We start from the raw sequence: 21,915 nt of genomic DNA on the forward strand, positions 1-21,915 counted from the left end.
AGATGAAGAACAAATGGAAAAACCTGCTGATGCTGCTCGCGGTAATTCTGCTGGTAGTCCTGCCGCTGCTGTTCGTGAACGGAGAATTCGGCGGGGCCGATGATGCGGCAGAGGGTGCAATTACAGAGATTGATCCCTCATATAAGCCCTGGTTCAAGCCGCTGGCTGAGCTGCCGGGTGAAACGGAGAGCATGCTGTTTGCGCTGCAAGCGGCTATTGGCGCAGGGGTAATCGGCTATACGCTGGGTCTCCTGAAGGGAAGACAGGACCGGCAGAAGCTAAATGATCAGAAGAATTGATGCAATATCGTGCAGCAATGCCCTGAGCCGGATGTCCCCGATGTGGAAAAGCCTCTTCGCAGCCATCATGTTCGCTCTTGCTTATGTGCTGCATCCGGCCCTTCAGGTTCTCATAACGCTGTGGATGATGCTGTGGTGTCTGCAATATGCCAAAATCCCGCCGCGCGCCTACGGGCAGTTGTTCGGCACTGCGCTGTTGTTCTACGGCCTCAGCCTGCCGGCACTGCTGGTGGAACTGGGCCGTCCGGCAGCCGGGGAGGCTGTCCTGTACCTGCGGATTCCGGGCACGGCCCAGTTTCTGTACATGACCCCGGCAGGAGGCATGCGGGCTGCGCTGCTGCTGGCCCGGGTGTCGGCCTGTCTGGCCTGCTGCCTGTTCATCATGCTGACCACGCCGTTCGGCGAACTGCTGCAGGTGCTCCGCAGGCTGCGAATGCCGCAGATCGTGCTGGAGCTGATGCTGGTCATGTACCGGTTCCTGTTCCTGCTGGACGATGCCGCCCATGGCCTGCTGCTGGCCCGGCGGCTGCGCGGAGGCCATAGGGGCTTCAGATCCCGGCTGCGGGAGGCTGCAAGTATGGCGGCGTCATTGTTCGCGAACACCATGCACCGCTACTATGGGCTATCGCAGGGGCTTGCTGCCCGGGGCTTTACCGGGGAAATTCTTCTGCCGCCATATGTCAAGCGGGAAGTGCCCCGGAGGTTTGCCTTTGAGGCGTATGCGGGAATCGTCCTGCTGGCGGCGGCACAGCTGTGGATGCTGTGGACATGATGGGAATGCCAGGGATCAACGTATTAAAAAGCCTGGAAACAGAACTGCTGGAGAAGGAGAACGGCATGGATATGGATTACATTTTAGCCTTCGAGGATGTCGTATTTCATTATCCGGACACGGTGGAGCCAGCGCTCCGGGGTCTGACCGCAGCGATTCCCAGAGGCTGCAAAACAGCCCTGCTGGGACATAACGGCTCCGGCAAATCAACCTTGTTCCTGCATGCGGTGGGCCTGCTGCGTCCGCAAAGGGGGAGGGTTCTGCAAGCGGGACTGCCTGTATCTTATGCCAAAAAGGAGCTTGCCGCTCTGCGGCGCAGAGTCGGGCTGGTCTTTCAGGACCCTGAGCAGCAGCTGATCCTGGGCACGCCGCAGGACGATATCTCCTTCGGACTGCGGGGCGCGGGCATGGATGAGGCGGAAATAGCTGCGCGGTGCGCTGTGGTGCTGGAGCTGCTTAACCTTTCTGCAATCCAAGATAAACCTATTCATCAGCTCAGTCTGGGCCAGAAAAAGCGCACCGCACTTGCAGGTGTGATGGCCATGGAGCCGGAGCTCCTATTGCTCGATGAGCCAACATCCTATCTGGACCCGCTGTCGGAGGCGCAGCTTCTCGATGGCCTGGACAGCATACACCGTAAGGGGACAACTGTGGTGATGGCTACGCATGATATGAATCTGGCCTACCGCTGGGCGGACTGGATCATCATCCTCGATCAGGGCGTCTGCCGGGCCGCCGGAGCGCCGGAGGGTATTTTTGCCGGCGGGGAGCTGCTGCAGAGGCTGGGCCTGGCGCTCCCGCTGTTGGCTGAGCTGTGGCACAGCCTGCCCCCGAGTGTAACGGCAGGGCACACTGCTCCCCGGAATGCGGGGGAGTTCAAGGCGTTGCTGAATAGTCTGCTGGGCGAAGGAATGGGAGAGAGAGCCAGGGTAGCTGGTCGTCAGCAATAGTGGAATATAACCCGCTTTTAGTGTTGGACGTATAGATGGTAAGAGTATTTGCTGCAGTTAAAATGAGGTGCAAACCGGAATTTTTAAAAGTAAATGTACTCTGTACAGTCAAAAATAGCGGTTTGGGCCTCTTTAGCTGAAATAAGGTCTCTTTAAGTGTACAGAGCGCAATTAAAACGGTTTCAGTAAAAAATAGGACTCTTTAGTTGTATCAAATACAGCTAGAGCATGGGCATCAATTTAGGGTCAGTGTTGGAGTTACACACACGAACGGGGGAAACAAGAATGAACAAGAAAGGGAAGCTGCTGATTATCGGCTTTGGCCCAGGCAGGCTGGAGCATATTACGGGCCGTGCCCTGGCAGCGCTGGAAGAAAGTGAAGCTGTGATCGGCTACACCACTTATGTAGACCTGATCAAGCCGCTGCTGCGGCATCAGGAGATTGTCGGCACAGGCATGACCGAAGAGGTCAGCCGGGCCCAGGAAGCCGTGCGCCGTGCGGAAGCCGGGCAGATGATCGCCGTCATTTCCAGCGGTGACGCAGGGGTATACGGAATGGCGGGACTGGTCTATGAGGTGCTGATCGAACGGGGCTGGAACCGTGTCACGGGTGTGGAAGTCGAGGTGATCCCCGGAATATCGGCCATTCAATCCTGTTCTTCGCTGCTGGGTGCGCCCATTATGCATGATTCCTGCACGATCAGCCTGAGCGATCATCTTACGCCTTGGGAGAGCATCGCTGCACGCGTGGAGGCGGCGGCGGCCGCGGACTTCGTGATTGCCTTTTACAATCCGCGCAGTGGAAAGCGCACACGCCAGATTGAAGAGGCCCGCCAAATCCTGCTCCGCTACCGTGATCCTTCCACGCCCGTAGGCATTGTGAAAAGCGCCTACCGCGACCGCCAGCAGACCATGGTCACGACGCTCCAGGAGATGCTGGATCACGAGATCGGCATGCTGTCGACCGTGATTGTCGGCAACTCTGCAACGCTGGTTTATGACGGCCTCATGGTTACACCGCGCGGCTATGAACGCAAGTACAGCCTTGGCGCCGATACGCAGGCACTGAAGCCGCATGAGCGGCTGCGGACCTCTTCGGAGCCCTGGTCGCTGGCGGCGTCGAATCCCGCGGGGAATGTGGTGAAGGTGAAAACCTGCGGCTTCTGCGACATGAGAAAAGAGAGTGCTGCCGGTGCTGCACGGCGGTTACATCAACAGTTAAATGGACGGCTTGTGCCAAGAGAGCTGCAGATCAGTGTGGCTGGCTGCGGGATGGCCTGCAGTTCAGCGGTCCTGGAGGATATCGGTCTTGTCTATTCCAAGGGGAGCTATGAATTATATCTTGGCGGAAAAAAAACCGGACGCACCCCATACGCAGGCAGCAAGGTCCGTGAGGGGATGAACGAAGAGGAAGCTGTGGCTGCTGTAACTGAGGTTGTTGAGCAATATGGTGCGCAGGGCAGTCAAAATGAACGGTTTTATGCCTTTTTTGAGCGGATGGGCAGTGGAATTTCAGCTAATGACCCACAGGTGGAGAGGGTGCTCCACTGTGAACACACGCATGCGCATAACCATGAAAGAGCGCAAGGGATAACAACAGTATTACTTGTAGGGCACGGCAGCCGTGTGGAAGAGGGGAATGAAGAGCTGCGGAATTTCACCCGGGCGCTTGCTGCCCGCAAGCCGGAGCTTGCCGTTGAAACCTGCTTCATCGAGTTGTCGGCTCCTTCCATCTCCGAGGGGATTGACAAATGTGTGCTGGGAGGCGCCGGGACGGTCTATGTTGTACCGATTATTTTGTTCGCGGCCGGACATTCCAAGCTGGATATTCCGCTGGCTCTGGATCAGGCGAAGCTGAAATATCCGGGTGTGGAGTTTGTATATGGCCGTCCGCTCGGAGTGCAGGAGAGAGCGGTAGAAATTCTGCTGGACCGGATCGCCGGGGCTGTCCCGCAGCCGGTTCAGATCCCGGATCAGCCGGAGCTGCCCGGAGACCCTTTGGAGAAAACGCCGCTGGTGGAGCACGGTTCGTCCGCACAATTGAATACTGGCGGGCTGGAGACTGCGGCTGCGTTGTCCGTTGGAGGAACGGCTTCTGCTGATAGGAACGAGCCTTATTCCAAAGTAAGCGATGAAGACACCATCGTGCTTGTAATGGGCCGCGGGGGCAGTGATCCGGATGCGAACAGCGACTTTTACAAGCTGACCCGCCTGCTCTGGGAGAGAACTCCCTACAAAAGCGTCGAGGCCTGCTTTATTGCCATCACCAAGCCTTCGCTGCCCGCAGGACTGGAGCGCTGCCTGGCTCTCGGTGCGCGTAAAATTATCGTGCTGCCGTATTTATTGTTCACCGGGGTGCTGATGAAGCAGTTCAACGAAACGGTGAACCGTTTTGCCGCTGCGCATCCGGAGATTGAAGTGGAGGCTGGCACGTATCTGGGCTCCCATCCGCTGTTGTCAGACATGCTGCTGGAGCGGATCGAAGAGACCCTGGCAGGCCGGACGGCAGCCAACTGTGACAATTGCAAGTACCGTGAGGAAGCGTCGGCACACCATCACCACCACCATCATGATCACCACCACCACGATGATCACCACCATCACCATAATCACCACAGTCACGGTGAGGAAGGGCATGGGCACGGCTGCCATGGAGGTGAAGGGCATGGGCACTGTGGGCATCAGGGCGGGAACCATGGGCATGGGCACGGATATGGGCAGGGACATGAATCCGAGCATGAGCATGTGGACGGACACCATGCTGGTCATGGCAAAGGACATGGACACGGACACGGAGAGAAGCATGAATGTGGACATGGCGAAGAGCATGGATGTGAGCATGGACATCAGGTCGGGCACCAGGAGCGCGGCCAGCAGGCTGCATATGATGGGCATAAGTCCGGGCGCAACAGCCAACCCGCCTCTGCAGACGCAGAGGGGCGTGTCCCGCAGCAGCCTGGAGCTTCATATTCAGAGGTTGCGGTGCACCCGGCAAATGCTCCTAAGGAGCATTGACCGCAATGATATTTATGCTGTGCGGGACCAGTGACGCCCGTGAACTGGCGCTGGCCCTGTCACGGGAGCAGCTGCCGCTGCTGGCTTCCGTTGTGACGCCCAGCGCTGCGGAGCAGCTTGAAGCGGCCGGCATCACAACCCGTATCGGCCGGCTGGATCAGCAAGGGATGATCGCCTGCTTGCGTGAGCTGGACTGCAGCGCCGTTATTGATGCCAGCCATCCGTTTGCACAAGAGGCGCATAACCATGCGGTGGGGGCCGCTGCAGTGCTGGGACTGCCGTATTTGCGTTATGAGCGGCCCAGCCTCAAGTATGAGCAGCATCCACGGTTGCTGGTTGTGTCTTCCTATGAGGAGGCTGCCCGCAGGGCCAAGCAGTTGAAAGGCTCTGTCATGCTGACTACAGGGGGTAAAACCTTGGAGATTTTTGCAGAGGCGCTGCTGGGTGACCCTGCGATCCGGCTGACGGTCAGACTGCTTCCCTGTCTGGAAAATATGCAGAAATGCCAATTGCTTGGGATAGAGCAGCGCAACATTATTGCGCTGCAGGGACCTTTTTCACGCGAACTGAACGAAGCATTGTACAGGCAGTATGGCACACAGGTCATGGTTACGAAGGAAAGCGGCGCGGAAGGCTCCCTCGATGAAAAGGTGTACGCTGCGCTTGATATGGGGATATATGTTATTTTGATTGCACGGCCGCAAGCTTTCTATGGAGAGTATGGCAGAGTGTATGGGTCATTTGAAGAGATAGTGTCCGCAGTTACTGCTTTTAATAAGAAATGAGGGATAGCTATGGAGTTTGGTACGGATTTTAAGCCGCTTACAGTGCAGCCGCAGGAAATAGAAAGCCTGAGCTTTCAAATGATTACCCGGGAGCTGGGTGAGCATGAGTTTAGCGCTTTGCAGTACCCGGTCGTGCAGCGGATCATTCATGCTTCTGCCGATTTTGAGCTGGGACGGAGTCTGGTGTTTCATCCCCGGGCGATGGAGGCAGGGATTTCTGCTATTTTGGAGGGGCAGCCCATTATCGCCGATGTGCGGATGGTAGAGGCCGGTATTGCCAAAGAGCGGATTCATAAATACGGCGGTGAGGTACGGGTGCATATTTCTGATCCCGATGTGATTGAGGCGGCTAAGGCACAGGGGACAACCCGGGCCATCCTTGCCACACGCAAAGCCTGCGCCGAAGCGCCGGGCGGCATCTACGTGATCGGCAATGCCCCAACGGCCCTGCTGGAATTGATCCGTCTGATCAAAGAAGGTGCAGCGCAGCCGGGGCTCATCATCGGTATGCCGGTCGGTTTTGTGTCAGCGGCGGAGTCCAAGGATGAGCTGCGCAAGCTGGATATCCCTTACATCACCAACATCGGCCGCAAGGGCGGCAGTACCGTTGTGGTTGCGGCAGTCAACGCCCTCAGTCTGCTGGCTGCCCGTCAGGCAGGGGAATCACAGAATCAGGGCGGGTAGGACAGAAGCATAAAGATACAGCCCTTTATCAGCAGAGAGAGGAGAAATGGTCATGGAACATCGGGAATCACAGGATGTGCAGGACCATAAGCGAAGCGGAGATTTGCAGCTTGGACATAAGGGTCAAGCTGTGGGAGAGCAGCAGGGGAGCCGAGCTGCGACAGAGCTGCAAGGGAGCCAAGCTGTGCCAGAGCCGCGAGAGAACCAAGGTGTGCCAGAACCGCGGGGGAGCCAGCCTGCTGCCAGCGGCCCCGCTGCACCGCTGCGCCGTGGCTACACCACAGGCGCCTGTGCGGCCGCAGCCGCCAAAGGTGCTGCGCTCCTGCTGGTCACGGGCGAAGCCCCGCCGAGCGTGGAGATTGATCTGCCCGCCGGCTTCCGGCATACGTTTAAGCTGACCGGGGGGCAGCGCAGCAGCAGGGAGACGGCAGTCTGTGCAACAGTGAAGGATGCCGGAGATGACCCGGATGCGACGCATCAGGCCAGGATTGAGGCTGCTGTGAGCTGGCGTGATGGCCCCGGTGTAGAGATAGACGGCGGCAAGGGGGTAGGCAGAGTTACGAAGCCGGGATTGCCTGTTGCGATCGGAGAAGCGGCGATCAATCCTGTGCCGCGGCGCATGATTTTGGAGGCGGTGTCCGAGGTGCTGGAGGAGCATGGAGCGGCCCGGGGAATGCGGGTGGTCATCAGTGTGCCGGAAGGCGAAGCTATCGCGCTCAAAACGCTGAACCCGCGGCTCGGCATCCTTGGCGGCATTTCCATTCTGGGCACGCGCGGCGTGGTGACGCCGTTCTCCACGGAGGCCTACAAGGCCAGTGTGGTACAGGCAATTTCGGTCGCCGCGGCCATGGGGAATAAGCAGATTATTCTGACCACAGGCGGCAGCAGTGAAAAATATGCCATGGCGATGTTCGCGGAGCTTCCGGAGGAAGCTTCTATCCAGATGGGTGAATATGTCGGCTTCTCGCTGGAACACGCCAAGGCCTTCGGAGTCCGTAAGATCACGTTGGTCGGCATGGCGGGCAAGTTTTCGAAGGTGGCTCAGGGGGCCATGCTGATCCATTCCAAAAATGCGCCCGTGGACTTCAGCTTTTTGGCCAAAACCGCGGCTGAATCCGGGGCGGATAACGAACTGGTGGAGGAGATTGCTGCGGCCAACACGGCCTCACAGGTGGTGGATCTGATGACCGCGGCCGGGAATAGCGCATTTTTTGAACAGTTGTGCCTGCACGCCTGCAGACATTGTCTGAAACATATGAACGGAGGTTTGACCGTCGAGATGGTGCTAATCACCATGAAGGGCCGAGTGCTGGGAAGGGCGGAGATTCGTGGCTGACATTATTTATATTATAGGCATCGGTGAGGACGGAGCCGGAGGCTTGACCCCGGACAGTCTGAGCAAGGTGCAGAGGAGCGAGGTACTGCTCGGCGGGGAGAGGCAGCTGTCTTTTTTCGGCGGGTATCAAGGGGAAAAGATCGTTCTGAAGAACGGTCTGAAGGCTTTTGCCGATAAGCTGGAGGAAGTGTGGAAGGAGCGGCGTGCGGTGGTGCTGGCCTCCGGTGACCCGCTGTTCTTTGGGATTGCCGGGTATCTTGTCCGCAGATTCGGGCCGGAGCATGTCGAGGTGATTCCGCATTACAGCAGTGTCCAGCTTGCTTTTGCCCGGCTTGGGGACAGCTGGCAGGATGCGGAGCTGGTCAGTCTGCACGGACGCCCGATCCGGGGGTTGGCCCAGCGGATAGACGGCAAGCACAAAATCGCCCTGCTCACTGATGAAACCAACACCCCAGCGGTTATAGGCGCTTATTTGCGTGAATTCGGAATGACCGAATATGAAGCCTTTGTCTGTGAGCGGCTGGGCGGGGGCGAGGAGGTCTGCCGGTTCTGGGAACTGGATGAGCTGGAAAAAGGGACCTTTGCTCCCCTGAATGTGGTGATTCTGCGTTGGAAGCCGGGAAGCGGGACTGCGGCTCTGAGGCGCGGTTTTGCCTATCCCGATGAAGCTTTCCACCAGCGGCGCCCGGAAAAAGGTCTGATCACCAAGCGGGAGGTGCGCGCCCTAGTCCTGTCCGAGCTGAATTTGTTTGAAGAAGCGGTGGTCTGGGACATTGGCTCCGGTTCAGGAGCGGTGGCAGCCGAATGTGCGCGGATCGCCCGTTGTGGCAAGGTATACGCTTTGGAAAAAAACGCAGAGAATCTGCCGAATATGGAAGCTAACCGCCGGGAATTCCGCGCCGATTTTGAGATTATCCATGACAAAGCACCGCAAGGCCTGGAACGGCTGCCGGACCCGGATGCCGTATTCATTGGCGGAAGCGGAGGCGAACTGCAGCATATTATTGCGCACTGTGCGCAGCGGCTGCGGCCGGAAGGACGGATCGTGATCGGGGCAATTACAATTGAGACCCTGTATACGGGCTTAGAGGCGCTGAAACTTGCCGGGATGGCCACCGGGGTAACACAGCTTCAGGCATCAAGGGGCAAGCCGATTCTCGGCATGACCCGTTTTGAGGGGATGAACCCTGTATACGTGGTAAGCGGGTACAGACAGGATTGATTTTGATTTTTTTGCTGCCGGTGCTTTATCATCGGCCTTCCTGCTCGTTGGCAGCATTTGGCTCGTTGTACACTCTGTACTGCTTCTGGACTGCAGTTCGGCTATTTCGGCAAAACACAGGTATATCTGCGCTCAGTACAAATAGAATCACTTGCAACGTACAGGGTGGTTTTTGCAGGAGTTTTGGAGGAAGTTGATGTCACTAGCCGCTGCCAGAAAGGGTTTAGCCTAGGCGTTGCTGCATAAATAGATTTTCTAAACCTAAAGGAGGAGCGCTCATGACCACAAGGTTACAAAAAAATAAGACGAAACATCAGCTGCACTCCATGGATGAGCAGGCCGCTCATGAAGAACGAATCACCGAAGCGGCCATGCAGACTGCAGTTGAAGCGTATCATGCTGATGATGAGTATCCGCTGGTGGAGACTGAGCTTGCCCCAATCGGAACAGGCACCTTGTACGGAGTGGGTGTAGGTCCAGGTGATCCCGAACTGATTACGCTCAAAGCCTGCCGTTTGCTGAGGGAATGTCCGGTAATTGCCTACCCGGCAACCAAAAAGGGCGGCAAATCCTATGCCCACGAAATTGTGGAGATGCATATCAAGGCGGATGAAAAAGTCATGCTGGGACTTGTCTTTCCGATGACTAAAGATCCCGGGCTGCTGGTAAGCGGCTGGAACCGTACGGCTGAGCTGTGCTGGAACGAGCTGAAGCAGGGCCGGGATGTGGCTTTTGTGACGGAGGGTGATCCGAATTTGTACAGTACCTTCATTCATCTGGCCCGGTTGATGCAGGAGCTGCATCCTGGCGTGCCGGTCGTTTCAATTCCGGGAATATCGTCGGTGCTGGGCGCCGCTGCCGCACTTGGGCAGCCTCTTGCCGATGGCGATCAGCGGGTGGGGATTATTCCGGCTACAGAGGACCGCGAGGCCCTGAAGGAAGCGCTGCTGCATCATGATACGGTGGTGTTTTTGAAGGTGGCGAAGGTGCTGGATCTGCTGCTGGATGTGCTCGATGAGCTCGGGCTTGCGGGAAAAGCATCCGTCGTGACCAAGGTAACCTCTCCGAATGAAACGGTGTGGCGGGACGCCCGCGACCTGCGCGGCCAAGAGCTCGAATACCTGAGCCTGATGGTGGTGAGCAAATGACGGCGGCTGGCTTGGAACCCAAGGTATATATCGTAGGTGCAGGGCCGGGTGATCCCGAGCTGATTACGGTAAAAGGCAGCCGCATCCTGCGTTCTGCAGATGTTGTGCTCTACGCGGATTCACTGGTCAGCGGGGAGCTGATCGCCAGTGTGAGGCCGGAAGCCGAGGTGCTGCAAAGCTCGGGAATGGATCTGGAGCAGCAGGTGGAGATCATGACCGCAGCAGTGAAGGCCGGTAAAAGCGTAGCCCGTATCCATACCGGTGACCCTTCCATGTACGGGGCAATCCTGGAGCAGATGTCGCTGCTGAAGCTGTGCGGTGTCAGCTATGAGATCGTGCCGGGGGTCAGCTCTGTTTTTGCTTCGGCGGCTGCGCTGGGTGCAGAGCTGACTGTGCCGGAGCTGACGCAGACAGTAATTCTGACCCGTGCCGAAGGGCGGACGCCGGTCCCGGAGCGCGAGCAGCTGCGGCAGCTGGCGGCGCATCACTGCACCGTAGCCCTGTTCCTCAGCGCTTCGCTGGCTGAACATGCGGCAGCGGAATTTCTCGCTGCCGGGTGGAGTCCCGATACGCCTATCGCTGTGGTGAAGCGGGCAACCTGGCCGGACCAGCAGATTCTGCGGACCACCGTGGCGCGCCTGGCAGCCGACCTGCGCGAAGCGGGCATCACCATGCATGCGATGATCCTCGCAGGCTGGGCGCTGGACCCGGCGCTTACGGACCGTGACCAGCACCGCTCGAAGCTGTATGACAAGACCTTTACCCACGGCTGCCGGGAAGGAATCGAAGCCGATGGCTAAGCGGTATGCAGCCGTTGCGATTACTGTGAATGGTATCCGGCTGGCGCTGAAGCTGGGTGAACGGCTGGGGGATACCGAGGTTTTTTGCTGCGCCAAGTACTATGGAAACGTACAGCAAGCTGCGGGCCATGGGCAGGTGTTTGCGGAGCCGGTCAGAGAACTGCTGCCGAAGCTGTTCCGGCAGTACGAAGGGCTTATACTGTTTTTTTCGCTGGGGGCGGCAGTCCGGCTGATTGCTCCCCTGCTGGCGGATAAAAGAACCGACCCCGCCGTCATCGTCATTGACGAACGCGGAGAACATGTAATCAGCATGCTGTCCGGCCACTTGGGCGGGGCCAACAGGCTTACGCGGCAGGTTGCGCAGCTGCTGGACAGCCATCCGGTGATCACTACCGCCTCCGATGTGCAGGGCACCTTCGCTGTGGATCTGCTCGGCTCGGAGTTCGGCTGGCGCGCAGAGAGCTTCGCAGCCATGAAAACAGTCAGCGCCGCCCTGGTCAACGGGGAAGCCGTGGCCTTCCTGCAGGAGAGCGGCGAACGCGGCTGGCTGCCGCCCGGTGCGGTGCTGCCAGAGCATGTCCGCCTCTGCGGAAGCATGGCGGAGCTGCTGGAAGCGCCGTTCAGCGCGGCGGTCGTGGTCACGGACCGGCAGCTGCCGGTGCCGGAGACAGCGGTTCTTGGAGAGCGGACTGTAGTCTACCATCCACGCAGTCTAGTGATCGGGCTCGGCTGCAACCGCGGGACCCCGCAGGAGGAGCTTGAGGCGGTGGTGCTGGGTACGCTGGCGGAGCTGGGGCTTTCGCTTCTTAGCGTCCGCAATGTTGCCACTGCTGCGATCAAAGGCGATGAGGCCGGTCTTCTGGCCTTGTGCGCCAAATACGGCTGGGAGCTGGCACTGTTTTCGCCGGAGCAGCTGAATACGGTGGTGCTGGAGCGGCCCTCGGAGATTGTTTTTAAGGCTACGGGAGCTTATGGTGTCTGTGAGCCGGCAGCCCTGTTGTCCTCAGGTGCCCGCGATCTGGTGCTGAAGAAGAAAAAAAGCGGCAATGCGACCATTGCAGTAGCGAGAGTCAGCTTTGCAGAAACGGAGGGGAACCAGAATGAATGAGCGGAGCAGACCGGAACAGCTTCCCCAGCACCGTCCGCGTTTTGTGGTAGCCGGAACAGGCAGCGGTTCGGGCAAAACAACGGTGACACTCGGACTGCTGCGGGCTTTTGCCCGGCGCGGCCTTACAGTACAGGCCTTCAAATGCGGTCCGGATTATATTGATCCAGCCTACCACGCGGCTGTAACGGGCCGGACTGCCCGTAATCTGGATTCCTGGATGACCTCGGGCGGATATATGCTGGAGTATTTTTTGCGTTCCTCTGAGGCAGCTGACCTGTCCGTAATTGAAGGGGTTATGGGGTTGTACGACGGCAAAGAGGCGACTGCGCTTACCGGATCAACGGCGGAAATTGCCCTCCTTACAGGAAGTCCGGTGCTGCTGGTAGTGGATGTGCGCAGCATGGGACGCAGTGCGGCCGCAATCGTGCTGGGCTTTCAGCAGTTGGAGCCGGGGCTGCGCATCGCTGCGGTGATCGTGAACCGCTGCGGGAGCGCCAGCCATTACCGGACGGTTAAAGCCTCGATTGAAGCTGCTTGTGGCATACCGGTCATCGGCTGGCTGGCACGGGATGAGGGTCTGGATATCCCGGAACGGCACCTGGGGCTGCTGCCTGCCGTGGAACGCGGCGAGCTGGAGCCTTTATTTGACCGTGCCGCCGACTTGCTGGAGGCAGGGACCGATCTGGATGTGCTGCTGCAAATCGCTGCGGCAGCATCTGTCCTGCACTATCCGGCGGCGGGTGAAATCCTTCCGGTAGAGGGTTCTACGGAAGAGAATCCGTCAGAGAGTGATCCGGCGGCCAGGAAGCATCTTCAGGAAACAGGCGGGCAAGATGCACAGGAACCTCCGGGTGTACTGCCAGCCGCCGCACATTATCCTGCGGCAGCTGCTAAGATCCTTCAGGAAACAGGCGGGCAAGATGCACAGGAACCTCCGGGTGTACTGCCAGCTGCTGCCGCACATTATCCTGTGGCAGCTGCTAAGAAAGCCGGTAATATACAGTGCTATCCTCCCTTGGATAACGCTGCTCCCCAAGCTTTCGCCTCGGTAAATGACCCTGCGCCGGTCATTGCCGTTGCACAGGATGCGGCGTTCAATTTTTATTACGCCGACAATCTGGAGCTGCTGGCCCGCGCGGGGGCCCGGCTGGCTCTGTTCAGTCCGCTCAGCGGCGAGGGCATCCCGCCGGAGGCGGACGGGATTTACCTCGGCGGCGGGTTTCCAGAGGAATTCGCCGCCACAATCGCCGGGAATTCGGCCTTCTTGCTCGGCCTAAGGGCAGCGGCAGCAGCTGGTATGCCGCTGTATGCGGAATGCGGCGGCTATATGGTGCTGGCCCGCAGCCTTACCGACCGCGCCGGGGCTGTGCATGAGATGGCCGGGATTATTCCCGCCCATACGGTCATGCAGGACCGGCGCACCGCACTCGGCTACCGCGAAGTCACCGCGCGGGCCGATTGCCTGCTGCTGAAGCAGGGCGAGCGCCTGCGCGGGCACGAGTTCCACTATTCCCTGATGAGCTATTCGCCCGGGGAACCGCGGTTGTACGCTTATGACAGCAGCGGACGAAGCGGCAGCCAGCCGGAGGGTTATGCCCAGGGCAATGTCATGGCTGCCTATGCGCATATACATCTGGCTTCCCATATCCCGGCGGCAATCCGGCTGGTAGAAGCCTGCCGCAGCTACCACGGGAGTAACAAAGACATGCTGTGCACATAGGCTAATGCCCCCTGTAGAGCTGAGCCAGAATAAACCGCATGATCCCGGCATGTAAACCCGGTTCATGCGCGCAGTTGGAGGCGGATGAGCTGCAAGATCCGCTAGAGCCTGAGTGCTAAGTGGAGAAAGTAAAACTAATTCGCCGATAATTGCTTCAAAAAGAGATTTAGTGGGAATTTCTCCATTTAATTCAAACGAGTTTTCGATATCAGGAGCTATTTAGCCAGAATAAGTCTACTTTTTCCAACTACGGGTGCCCGTCCAGCGAAACGGCACCGAGTAAGTGTACTTTTTCCACTTTAGTTAGCTCAGCCCGGCCGGAGCACGCCCGCAAGGCAGATTCACTCAGCCCGGCCGGAGCACGCCCGCAAACATTCCATTTCTCGGGAGCAAGGCTGCTTTGAATCCAGTTTCTTTTTCATATGTCAACCGCTTGTCACATATCTGTCTGCAACGTATAATAAGGTCGAGAGAACGCTTTATTACACGGGGCCAAATCTTTGGCTGAACGTTTATGGTGAAGGGAGACTGCTGCAGTGAAGGTACTTGGAGCAATTGAAGCAGGGGGAACAAAGTTTGTATGCGGGATAGGAAATGAGGACGGGACGATTATTGACCGGGTCAGCTTTCCGACAACTACGCCTGAGGAAACGATGGGGCTTGTGCTGGACTATTTTACCGGCAAAAATGTGGAAGCGATCGGCATAGGCTCATTCGGACCGATTGATCCGGTAATTGGCAGCCCGACCTACGGCTACATTACAACCACACCGAAGCCTCATTGGGGGCAATACAATCTAGTGGGAACAGTTGCCGGGCATTTTTCTGTGCCTATCGGGTTCGATACGGATGTGAACGGTGCGGCGCTGGGGGAATATACGTGGGGAGCGGCCCAAGGGCTGGACAGCTGCCTGTATATCACAGTCGGGACAGGAATTGGAGCGGGTGCAGTAGTGGGAGGCAAGCTGGTCCATGGCTTGTCCCATCCTGAAATGGGGCATATTCTTGTGCGCCGCCATCCGGAAGACCAGTTTGAAGGCTTCTGCCCTTATCACAGCGATTGCCTGGAAGGGTTGGCGGCAGGTCCGGCGATTGGCAAACGCTGGGGCAAACCGGCAGGCGAGCTGCCTGCGGATCATCCGGCGTGGGCGATGGAAGCCCACTACCTGGCGCACGCGCTGATGAATTATGTGCTGATTCTGTCCCCGCAGAAGATTGTGATGGGCGGCGGCGTCATGAAGCAGAGCCAGCTTTTCCCGCTTATTCATACTAAGCTTCAGGAGCTGCTGGGCGGCTATGTGCAGCATCCTGCACTGAACGAGGGTATCGGCAGTTATATTGTTCCGCCTCAGCTGGGGGACAATGCAGGTCTGTCCGGAGCGCTTGGACTGGCTAAGCTGGCACTGGACCGGGAGTAGTCTGAAGCCAAGGATAAGGATTGGTTTGTTTTACATCGTAATGTATCTTTATATTTCTGCTGAAACGCATAATCTTCCCGTGAGGAACAGACAAGCCGTTTCTAGTTAGTATAAAAAGAGATTGACTGTTTCTCAATATATGGGTATTGTAGCATTAACAGTATAGCATTCCAGAGGAAGCACCTCTTTCACATCATTTGTGGGAGAGGTGTTTTTTTGTATGCAGATATAAGGCGGTATAAGCTTCAACTCTATATCGGCCTTACATTTGCCGGTGAAGGATCTGTCTAAGGTACCGATCATCCGGTGCATTTCGGGATTATGCATGCTGTAAGACAAGGAAGGTAGGGATTGGGATGCAGATTGTATTTATGAACCGTTTGTCGAGAATGTCAGGGGCCGACCAAGAGGTATTTGCCCAGCTCTGGATTGGGGAAGAAGAAGGCATCTGGCGCCTTGGCTGGCGCGATTTCTCCGGATCAGAGGAAACCGGGGACAGCTTGTGGTATGAAGGCGGCTCCTGGAATGAGATGCTCTGCGTCTACCGGCATGAACTGGCGGTGAAGATGGGTGATGGTTACCGGCCTCTAATCGATGGCGCCTTTCACGATGAAGACAGCCTGTCCGGCAGCCGCAATCAGGAACAGCTCAAGCTGCAGTATTTCAGCGAGCAGCATAGCAATGAATCCGTCTATGATGAGCTCTGCTCCTGGCGCCGGGGCAAAGCCTCCAGCGAGCGGAAAGCGCCTTACATTCTTGCCAGCAACCGCCTGCTGCGGATGCTCAGCGCTTTTCTTCCCCGCACCCTGGAGGAACTGCTGCAGATTCCCGGTGTAGGCGAGGGCAAGGCCTCGCAATACGGCGAAGACTGGCTGGGCATCACTTCGGCTGCAGAGAGGGAGCATGGCTTTCCGCTGGGCTGGGTGCATGAAGCCGTTGACGAGGAGCGCTTTGTGTCCTGGCAGTACAAGCAGAAGGAGCTGAAATACAAGAAGCAGCTGGAGCGGCTGCGGCTGCGCAGGGTTTTGCTGCAGGGAATCGGGGAAGGCCTTGGGTTAGAGCAGCTGAAGGCAGTGAGTGGTGTAAGCCGCCGCGAAGTGCTTGAAGCGGTAGAGGAGCTGGAGAAGGACGGTTATTCCGTCGAAAAGCTCATTGCTCTGGAACTGGCTGAGGTATCGTCCAGCGAGCAAGCCAGCGTATGGACTGCCTATGAGCTGATGGGGGATACCTTTCTCAAGCCTGTACTTTACAAGGCCTACGGGGAAGGGTTCTCGCCTGCGGAAGGGCTGGATATGTATTATGAACGGCTGCGGCTGATCCGCATCCGCTACCGGCGGGGACAAGCAGCCCAGCTGGAAGCGGCGACGAATTTATAATTACCTAGAGTTTGCGCCAGCAGGAATTTAACGGGCAGCTTGCCTGCATTTCTTAGGTCCAGCTTATAATTGTATTGTATGAGTTTGTACCTTTTCCTGCATAGGAGCTTCCATAAGCCGAATGAGCTGGATTAGTGATTCTTTTTCCCGCTAAGGATGCCCGCTCTATTCATAAATGTATTAAGCCCGCAGTCTGAGTTGGCCTTTACAGAGCCAGAATGTGCTGCTGATCCCGGTGTTATCCGCTGAAAGCCGCTTGGGGCTCACTTTAGGAGAATGCCGCAATTTGGAGTAAAATACAGGTATTCCGAATAAAAGGAGATAAACCTATGATCGTAACATTAACGGTTAACCCCAGCGTAGACGCCAGCACAGGTATAGACAAGGTTGTTCCCGACCATAAGCTGCGCTGCCGGGAGGCATCCTATAAGCCGGGGGGAGGCGGGGTCAATGTGTCCCGGGCGATCCACAGATTAGGCGGAGAATCCTTGGCTCTGTATGCATCGGGCGGACTGCACGGGCAGCTGCTGCATGAGATGCTGGAGCAGGAGGGCGTCAGCCACCAGGAGATCCCGATTTCCGGGCAGACACGGGAAAATCTGATTGTCGTGGAAGAATCGACAGGCCAGCAATTCCGGTTCGATATGCCTGGCCCGCATTTTATCGAGGGCGATTGGCAGCAGTGCCTGCAACAGCTGAAATCCCTGAGCGGGAAGCCGGACTACATTGTTGCCAGCGGCAGCCTGCCTCCCGGATGTCCGGTGGATTTCTATGGCCGTGTGATTGAAGCCGTGAAGCCTTGGCAGGCGCGGGTGATTGTCGATACCTCAGGAGAAGCGCTGCAAAAGGCGGCTGATGCAGGAGTATATCTGCTCAAACCGAATGCGCGCGAGCTTGAGGAACTGGCCGGGCACTCGATTACAGGGGATGCAGAGGTCCGGGCGGCCGCGTTGGAGCTGATCGAGCAAGGGCGGACCGAAGTGGTGGTGGTGTCCCTTGGCGGCGAGGGGGCATTGCTGATTACCAGAGAGGGCTGCGAGCATCTCAAGGCACCTGAAGTTCCCGTACTGAGTGTAGTAGGGGCTGGAGACAGTCTGGTGGGCGGGCTGGTCTACAGTCTGGAACGGGGCTGGCCGCTGCGCCGGGCCGTTCAGTTCGGAATCGCCTCCGGAGCAGCGGCGGTGATGAATCCGGAGCGGCAGCTGTGCAAGCGTGAGGATACGGAACGATTGTTTATGCAAATCGAAGCAGCAGATGCAGAGACTCAGCGATAAACCAAAAAGACGAAGGTTTCCTTGCCATGGGGCAGAGAAGCCTTCGTCCTTCGTATTCGTACATTTTTGTTCATAGCCATTCCTTCTTGCGGAAAATAAACAGCATCCCGCAGCCAAGCGTAACCATAACGGCAATGACTCCATAGTAGCCGTACCGGGTGTGGAGTTCAGGGATATTGTCAAAGTTCATTCCATAGATCCCGGTGATGACGGTCAGCGGCATGAATATTGTGGTAATCGCGGTGAACACTCTCATGATCTCATTGGCGCGGTTGGCGATACTGGACTGATACGCTTCACGTAAGTTCCCCATGAGATCGCGGTACGTTTCAAAAGTTTCAGAGATCTTGACCGCATTTTCATAAATATCGCTGAAATACTTCTGCAGCTGATCATCGATCAGGCGGAGGTCTTTTTTGTTAAGTGTGTTGATAACTTCCTTCTGCGGCCCCAGCATCTTCTTCAGCCAGAGAATTTCACTCCGCAGACCAATGATCTCGCTCAGATGCGATTTCTTGGTGTGCATCAGAATATCCTCTTCCAGCTTCTCAATCCGTGCTTCAATCCGGTCGCCGACGGAGAAATAATTGTCTACGACAAGGTCGACCAGCAGATACAGGAACCGGTCAGGCTCACTGACCTCCTGCTCCCACAGAAGGGGTTTCAGCACGCGCAGCTCATGAATTTTTTGCTTGGTGACGGTGATAATGAAATTTCTGCCCAGAAAGACGTTGAGCGCACGCAGAAAAATCTCTTCATCATCAAAACGGATGCTGTTGACTACAATAAAATAATGGCTTTCGTAAATTTCAAGCTTCGGGCGCTGATCCTCTTCGCTGAGGCAATCCTCAACGGCCAAATCATGCAGATTGTACAAGGGCTGAAGCAGCTCGAGATCCTCAACATCCGCATCAATCCAATAAAATCCCTCAGCGGGGGCAGTCAATGTTTCTTCAATGTCATCTACAGGTGTAAAAACCCCTGCGTTTACCAGCCGGATTTTCATCTGATCCACTCCTCTTAAGCCCTGGTCTTCTCCAGGGCCTGTGCTAAATTCAGGCACAGGGAACAATCAGCTTGGCCGGTGGTACGGTCAATTCATGAGGCCGAATGACGGTTCGAGGGCATGAAGAAGAAATGCTCCCGCCGCCGGCAAGCTGATGTTAATCCTGTGTGGTTGCTCTTTCTGGGCGCTTAACTGCGAACTCGGGTCGCCTTCCATTCTTCTCTCACCTCTTCTTTTCGTCAGGTAGGGCCTGTGAAACCCTTGTCTAGTATAACCCCCGGTTATGGGTCTTTCAAGCTAAATTCTTGTGGCTTTTCGGGACCCAATAGCATTGTATGGACTTGACGAAAAGTAGGTTCATGATTTAAAGTGAATTTTAAGAAAAGCATTTAACGTTATGTGACTTTTTCTCAATTGAATACAGCTAAATCTTATCAAGAGCAGGTGGAGGGACTAGCCCGATGAAACCCGGCAACCGGCGTGTGAACGCACGGTGCTAATTCTTGCGGAAGCTGTGCATGGTGAGCCGATCCGGCCGCCGGGTACAAGTTCTCTGGCAGATGAGAGAGGCGCATATGACTGCAGATATATGACCTTTCTCATCCGAGAAAGGTCATTTTTACATTGTCATCAACGAAGGAGTGGAAACTAGATATGCCGATAAAAATTCCCGACAGCCTGCCGGCCAAAGAAGTATTGTCCGGAGAAAATATTTTTGTAATGGATGAAAGCCAGGCCTTCCACCAGGACATCCGCCCGCTGCGCATCGCGATCCTGAACTTAATGCCTACGAAGGAAACGACAGAAACGCAGCTGCTGCGTCTGGTCGGGAATTCACCGCTTCAGGTGGATGTTGTGCTGCTGCACCCGAGCTCCCATACCTCGAAGAACACTTCTGCAGAGCATTTGAAGAGTTTTTACAAAACCTTTGACGAGATTAGCGACCGCCGCTTTGACGGGCTGATTATCACCGGTGCTCCGGTGGAGCAGCTGGAATTTGAAGAAGTGAATTATTGGGAAGAACTGAAAGTGATCTTCGAATGGAGCAAGCACAACGTGACCTCGACCATGCATATCTGTTGGGCGGCGCAGGCAGGGCTCTATCATCACTTCGGCGTGCGCAAGGTGAATCTGGACGAGAAATGCTTCGGCGTGTTCCCGCACACCGTGAACCAAAACAATGTAAAGCTCCTGCGCGGCTTTGACGAGGTGTTCCATGTTCCGCATTCGCGGCACACGGATGTCTCCCGTGAGGATATCCTTGCAAATCCAGAGCTGCAGATTCTTGCCGAATCCGAGGAGGCCGGAGTATATCTGGTTTCGACGCTTGACGGCAAGCAGATTTTTGTGACCGGGCATTCCGAATATGATCCATTTTCGTTAAAGTGGGAATATGACCGTGACATCGCCAAAGGGATGGACATTGCTATTCCGAAGCATTACTATCCTAAGGATGATCCGCTGCGTACACCGCCGGCCGTCTGGCGTGCCCATGCCAACTTATTATTCTCTAATTGGCTCAATTACTATGTATACCAGGAGACCCCTTACGATATAGACCAGGCCGATTATTTAGTATTCTAAATATATAGAAGAGAACACCACACTTAGGAGGCAGCAGCAATGGATGAAAAACTGAGGATTGAGAGCAGATTGGCGCAGATTGGTTCACAGGAGGACCCGGCTACGGGGGCAATTAATTATCCGATTTACAATGCGACGGCATTCCGTCATCCCAGACTTGGGCAGAGTACGGGGTTTGACTATATCCGTACCAAGAATCCTACCCGCTTGGTACTGGAAGAAGCTGTGGCAGAGCTTGAATCCGGGGATGCTGCTTTTGCCTGCAGCTCCGGGATGGCTGCGCTGACAACCATATTTGCCTTGTTTGGACAAGGTGACCATTTAGTGGTTTCGCTGGACCTGTACGGCGGGACCTACCGTCTGCTTGAACGGATTCTCTCCAAATACGGCATCAGCGCCTCTTATGTGGATACGAATGATCTGGACGGTCTGGAGGCCTCACGGCGTCCGAATACCAAGGCAGTCTTTATTGAAACGCCTACCAATCCGCTGATGATGATTACGGATATCGAAGCTGTCTGTACGTGGTCCCGCCGCCATGGACTGCTTACGATTGTGGACAATACGCTGCTGTCACCGTTTTTTCAGCGGCCGCTGGAGCTTGGGGCGGATATCATCGTCCATAGCGCGACCAAATATTTGGGAGGCCACAACGATGTGCTTGCCGGACTGATCATAACCAAAGGTACCGAGCTGTCTGCGGAAATGGCGGTTTTGCATAATTCCCTGGGTGCAGTGCTTGCGCCAAATGACAGCTACCAGCTGATGAAGGGCATGAAGACACTTGCGCTGCGCATGGAACGGCATGAGAGCAATGCGCTGGCACTTGCCCGCTATCTGCTGGAGCATCCGGCGGTCGCCGAGGTCTTCCATCCGGGACTTCCTGACCATCCAGGCTATGAAATCCAGAAACGCCAGTCCTCGGGCAACACCGGAATCTTCTCCTTCAAGGTAAAAGATGCCAGATATGTCGAGCCGCTGCTGCGCCATATCCGTCTGATTGCCTTCGCCGAAAGCCTCGGCGGGGTGGAGTCGCTGATGACCTATCCGGCGGTGCAGACCCATGCAGATATCCCGGTGGAAATCCGCGACGCTGTCGGTGTGGATGACCGTCTGCTGCGCTTCTCCGTCGGGATAGAGCATGCGGATGATTTGATTGCCGATCTCGGACAGGCGCTGGAAGCAGCCCGGACTGAGCTCGAAGAGGCATCTGCCGGCACAACACTTGCAGCAGAATAATAAGGCTTTGCAGCGGCGTCCACCCGGGCGCCGCTGTTTTTTTGACAACAAAGATATAACGGGGCCCCGGCAAAGGTTTCTCAAGGCGTCCGGATTGTGATACGATGGAGGAACGAGCTTATTCATTTGTTCAACAAATTTAATACATTTACCCTACTGCATAGGCATAAAAAAGGAGG

17 protein-coding genes, 2 pseudogenes and 1 riboswitch are annotated in these 21,915 nt (G+C 56.3%); of the genes and pseudogenes, 18 read left to right on the top strand and 1 reads right to left on the bottom strand.

What is annotated here, in order from left to right; genetic code table 11:
* Positions 1–2 precede the first annotated feature (2 nt).
* From BLQ82_RS15235 to BLQ82_RS15305, 16 genes and pseudogenes are all read left to right on the top strand, one after another.
* Positions 3–299 carry an energy-coupling factor ABC transporter substrate-binding protein gene (locus BLQ82_RS15235; RefSeq protein ID WP_062524877.1) on the top strand — a complete coding sequence of 99 codons (297 nt, stop codon included), beginning with the start codon at positions 3–5 and terminating at the stop codon, positions 297–299.
* The gene (gene cbiQ / locus BLQ82_RS15240) at positions 283–1,071 is read left to right on the top strand and encodes a cobalt ECF transporter T component CbiQ (RefSeq protein ID WP_062524758.1); all 789 of its coding nucleotides are present in this window, start codon (positions 283–285) and stop codon (positions 1,069–1,071) included. The genes BLQ82_RS15235 and cbiQ overlap by 17 nt, the downstream gene beginning before the upstream one ends.
* Positions 1,068–2,021 (top strand): energy-coupling factor ABC transporter ATP-binding protein, encoded by a 954-nt coding sequence (locus tag BLQ82_RS15245; RefSeq protein ID WP_244280808.1) that lies wholly within the window; start codon positions 1,068–1,070, stop codon positions 2,019–2,021. The genes cbiQ and BLQ82_RS15245 overlap by 4 nt, the downstream gene beginning before the upstream one ends.
* 285 nt (positions 2,022–2,306) lie before the next feature.
* Positions 2,307–3,521 (top strand): annotated as a pseudogene (gene cobJ, locus BLQ82_RS31050) (precorrin-3B C(17)-methyltransferase); the annotation flags it as partial.
* A 126-nt stretch (positions 3,522–3,647) separates the two neighbouring features.
* Positions 3,648–5,036, top strand: a pseudogene (locus BLQ82_RS32660) (sirohydrochlorin chelatase); the annotation flags it as partial.
* A 5-nt stretch (positions 5,037–5,041) separates the two neighbouring features.
* On the top strand, positions 5,042–5,821 hold the full coding sequence (gene cobK / locus BLQ82_RS15255) for a precorrin-6A reductase (RefSeq protein WP_062524753.1): 780 nt from the start codon (positions 5,042–5,044) through the stop codon (positions 5,819–5,821).
* Positions 5,822–5,830: 9 nt separating this feature from the next.
* Positions 5,831–6,505, top strand: coding sequence for a precorrin-8X methylmutase (locus tag BLQ82_RS15260; protein WP_062524751.1), 675 nt, complete (start codon positions 5,831–5,833; stop codon positions 6,503–6,505).
* A gap of 52 nt (positions 6,506–6,557) precedes the next feature.
* Positions 6,558–7,841: a cobalt-precorrin-5B (C(1))-methyltransferase gene (locus tag BLQ82_RS15265; protein WP_425281064.1), complete on the top strand. Its 1,284-nt coding sequence runs from the start codon at positions 6,558–6,560 to the stop codon at positions 7,839–7,841.
* Positions 7,834–9,063, top strand: a complete 1,230-nt coding sequence (locus BLQ82_RS15270) for a bifunctional cobalt-precorrin-7 (C(5))-methyltransferase/cobalt-precorrin-6B (C(15))-methyltransferase (protein ID WP_062524749.1) — start codon at positions 7,834–7,836, stop codon at positions 9,061–9,063. The genes BLQ82_RS15265 and BLQ82_RS15270 overlap by 8 nt, the downstream gene beginning before the upstream one ends.
* A gap of 278 nt (positions 9,064–9,341) precedes the next feature.
* Positions 9,342–10,211, top strand: a complete 870-nt coding sequence (gene cobI / locus BLQ82_RS15275) for a precorrin-2 C(20)-methyltransferase (RefSeq protein WP_244280809.1) — start codon at positions 9,342–9,344, stop codon at positions 10,209–10,211.
* Positions 10,208–11,011, top strand: a complete 804-nt coding sequence (gene cobM, locus BLQ82_RS15280; protein ID WP_062524747.1) for a precorrin-4 C(11)-methyltransferase — start codon at positions 10,208–10,210, stop codon at positions 11,009–11,011. Before cobI ends, cobM begins: the two co-directional genes overlap by 4 nt.
* A complete protein-coding gene (locus BLQ82_RS15285; RefSeq protein ID WP_062524745.1) occupies positions 11,004–12,119 on the top strand; it encodes a cobalt-precorrin 5A hydrolase in 1,116 nt (371 codons plus the stop codon). The genes cobM and BLQ82_RS15285 overlap by 8 nt, the downstream gene beginning before the upstream one ends.
* On the top strand, positions 12,112–13,839 hold the full coding sequence (locus BLQ82_RS15290) for a cobyrinic acid a,c-diamide synthase CobB (RefSeq protein WP_062524743.1): 1,728 nt from the start codon (positions 12,112–12,114) through the stop codon (positions 13,837–13,839). Before BLQ82_RS15285 ends, BLQ82_RS15290 begins: the two co-directional genes overlap by 8 nt.
* 536 nt (positions 13,840–14,375) lie before the next feature.
* Complete coding sequence (locus tag BLQ82_RS15295) at positions 14,376–15,257, top strand: ROK family protein (protein ID WP_062524742.1); 882 nt, start codon at positions 14,376–14,378, stop codon at positions 15,255–15,257.
* Positions 15,258–15,613: 356 nt separating this feature from the next.
* Positions 15,614–16,633: an HRDC domain-containing protein gene (locus BLQ82_RS15300; RefSeq protein ID WP_062524740.1), complete on the top strand. Its 1,020-nt coding sequence runs from the start codon at positions 15,614–15,616 to the stop codon at positions 16,631–16,633.
* Positions 16,634–16,962: 329 nt separating this feature from the next.
* On the top strand, positions 16,963–17,907 hold the full coding sequence (locus BLQ82_RS15305) for a 1-phosphofructokinase family hexose kinase (RefSeq protein WP_062524738.1): 945 nt from the start codon (positions 16,963–16,965) through the stop codon (positions 17,905–17,907).
* A gap of 70 nt (positions 17,908–17,977) precedes the next feature.
* Here the strand turns inward: BLQ82_RS15305 and corA are convergent, their stop codons facing one another.
* Positions 17,978–18,913 carry a magnesium/cobalt transporter CorA gene (corA, locus tag BLQ82_RS15310; protein ID WP_062524736.1) on the bottom strand — a complete coding sequence of 312 codons (936 nt, stop codon included), beginning with the start codon at positions 18,911–18,913 and terminating at the stop codon, positions 17,978–17,980.
* Positions 18,914–19,341: 428 nt separating this feature from the next.
* A riboswitch (SAM riboswitch) is annotated at positions 19,342–19,441 on the top strand.
* A 126-nt stretch (positions 19,442–19,567) separates the two neighbouring features.
* On the opposite strand from corA, the gene metA reads away from it, so the two are divergent.
* The gene (metA, locus tag BLQ82_RS15315) at positions 19,568–20,497 is read left to right on the top strand and encodes a homoserine O-acetyltransferase MetA (protein ID WP_062524735.1); all 930 of its coding nucleotides are present in this window, start codon (positions 19,568–19,570) and stop codon (positions 20,495–20,497) included.
* Positions 20,498–20,536: 39 nt separating this feature from the next.
* Positions 20,537–21,736: an aminotransferase class I/II-fold pyridoxal phosphate-dependent enzyme gene (locus tag BLQ82_RS15320; protein ID WP_062524733.1), complete on the top strand. Its 1,200-nt coding sequence runs from the start codon at positions 20,537–20,539 to the stop codon at positions 21,734–21,736.
* Positions 21,737–21,915: the final 179 nt, after the last annotated feature.

The organism is Paenibacillus jilunlii, from assembly GCF_900102965.1.
Taxonomy (GTDB): Bacteria; Bacillota; Bacilli; order Paenibacillales; family Paenibacillaceae; genus Paenibacillus_AQ; species Paenibacillus_AQ jilunlii.

Excerpts from the sequence above, each read along its gene's own strand:
- cbiQ (WP_062524758.1), top strand. The coding sequence starts at position 283 with ATGATCAGAAGAATTGATGCAATATCGTGCAGCAATGCCCTGAGCCGG.
- cobM (WP_062524747.1), top strand. The coding sequence starts at position 10,208 with ATGACGGCGGCTGGCTTGGAACCCAAGGTATATATCGTAGGTGCAGGG.
- BLQ82_RS15300 (WP_062524740.1), top strand. The coding sequence starts at position 15,614 with ATGCAGATTGTATTTATGAACCGTTTGTCGAGAATGTCAGGGGCCGAC.
- cobI (WP_244280809.1), top strand. The coding sequence starts at position 9,342 with ATGACCACAAGGTTACAAAAAAATAAGACGAAACATCAGCTGCACTCC.
- corA (WP_062524736.1), bottom strand. The coding sequence starts at position 18,913 with ATGAAAATCCGGCTGGTAAACGCAGGGGTTTTTACACCTGTAGATGAC.
- BLQ82_RS15265 (WP_425281064.1), top strand. The coding sequence starts at position 6,558 with ATGGAACATCGGGAATCACAGGATGTGCAGGACCATAAGCGAAGCGGA.
- BLQ82_RS15260 (WP_062524751.1), top strand. The coding sequence starts at position 5,831 with ATGGAGTTTGGTACGGATTTTAAGCCGCTTACAGTGCAGCCGCAGGAA.
- metA (WP_062524735.1), top strand. The coding sequence starts at position 19,568 with ATGCCGATAAAAATTCCCGACAGCCTGCCGGCCAAAGAAGTATTGTCC.
- BLQ82_RS15245 (WP_244280808.1), top strand. The coding sequence starts at position 1,068 with ATGATGGGAATGCCAGGGATCAACGTATTAAAAAGCCTGGAAACAGAA.
- BLQ82_RS15290 (WP_062524743.1), top strand. The coding sequence starts at position 12,112 with ATGAATGAGCGGAGCAGACCGGAACAGCTTCCCCAGCACCGTCCGCGT.
- BLQ82_RS15235 (WP_062524877.1), top strand. The coding sequence starts at position 3 with ATGAAGAACAAATGGAAAAACCTGCTGATGCTGCTCGCGGTAATTCTG.
- cobK (WP_062524753.1), top strand. The coding sequence starts at position 5,042 with ATGATATTTATGCTGTGCGGGACCAGTGACGCCCGTGAACTGGCGCTG.
- BLQ82_RS15320 (WP_062524733.1), top strand. The coding sequence starts at position 20,537 with ATGGATGAAAAACTGAGGATTGAGAGCAGATTGGCGCAGATTGGTTCA.
- BLQ82_RS15305 (WP_062524738.1), top strand. The coding sequence starts at position 16,963 with ATGATCGTAACATTAACGGTTAACCCCAGCGTAGACGCCAGCACAGGT.
- BLQ82_RS15285 (WP_062524745.1), top strand. The coding sequence starts at position 11,004 with ATGGCTAAGCGGTATGCAGCCGTTGCGATTACTGTGAATGGTATCCGG.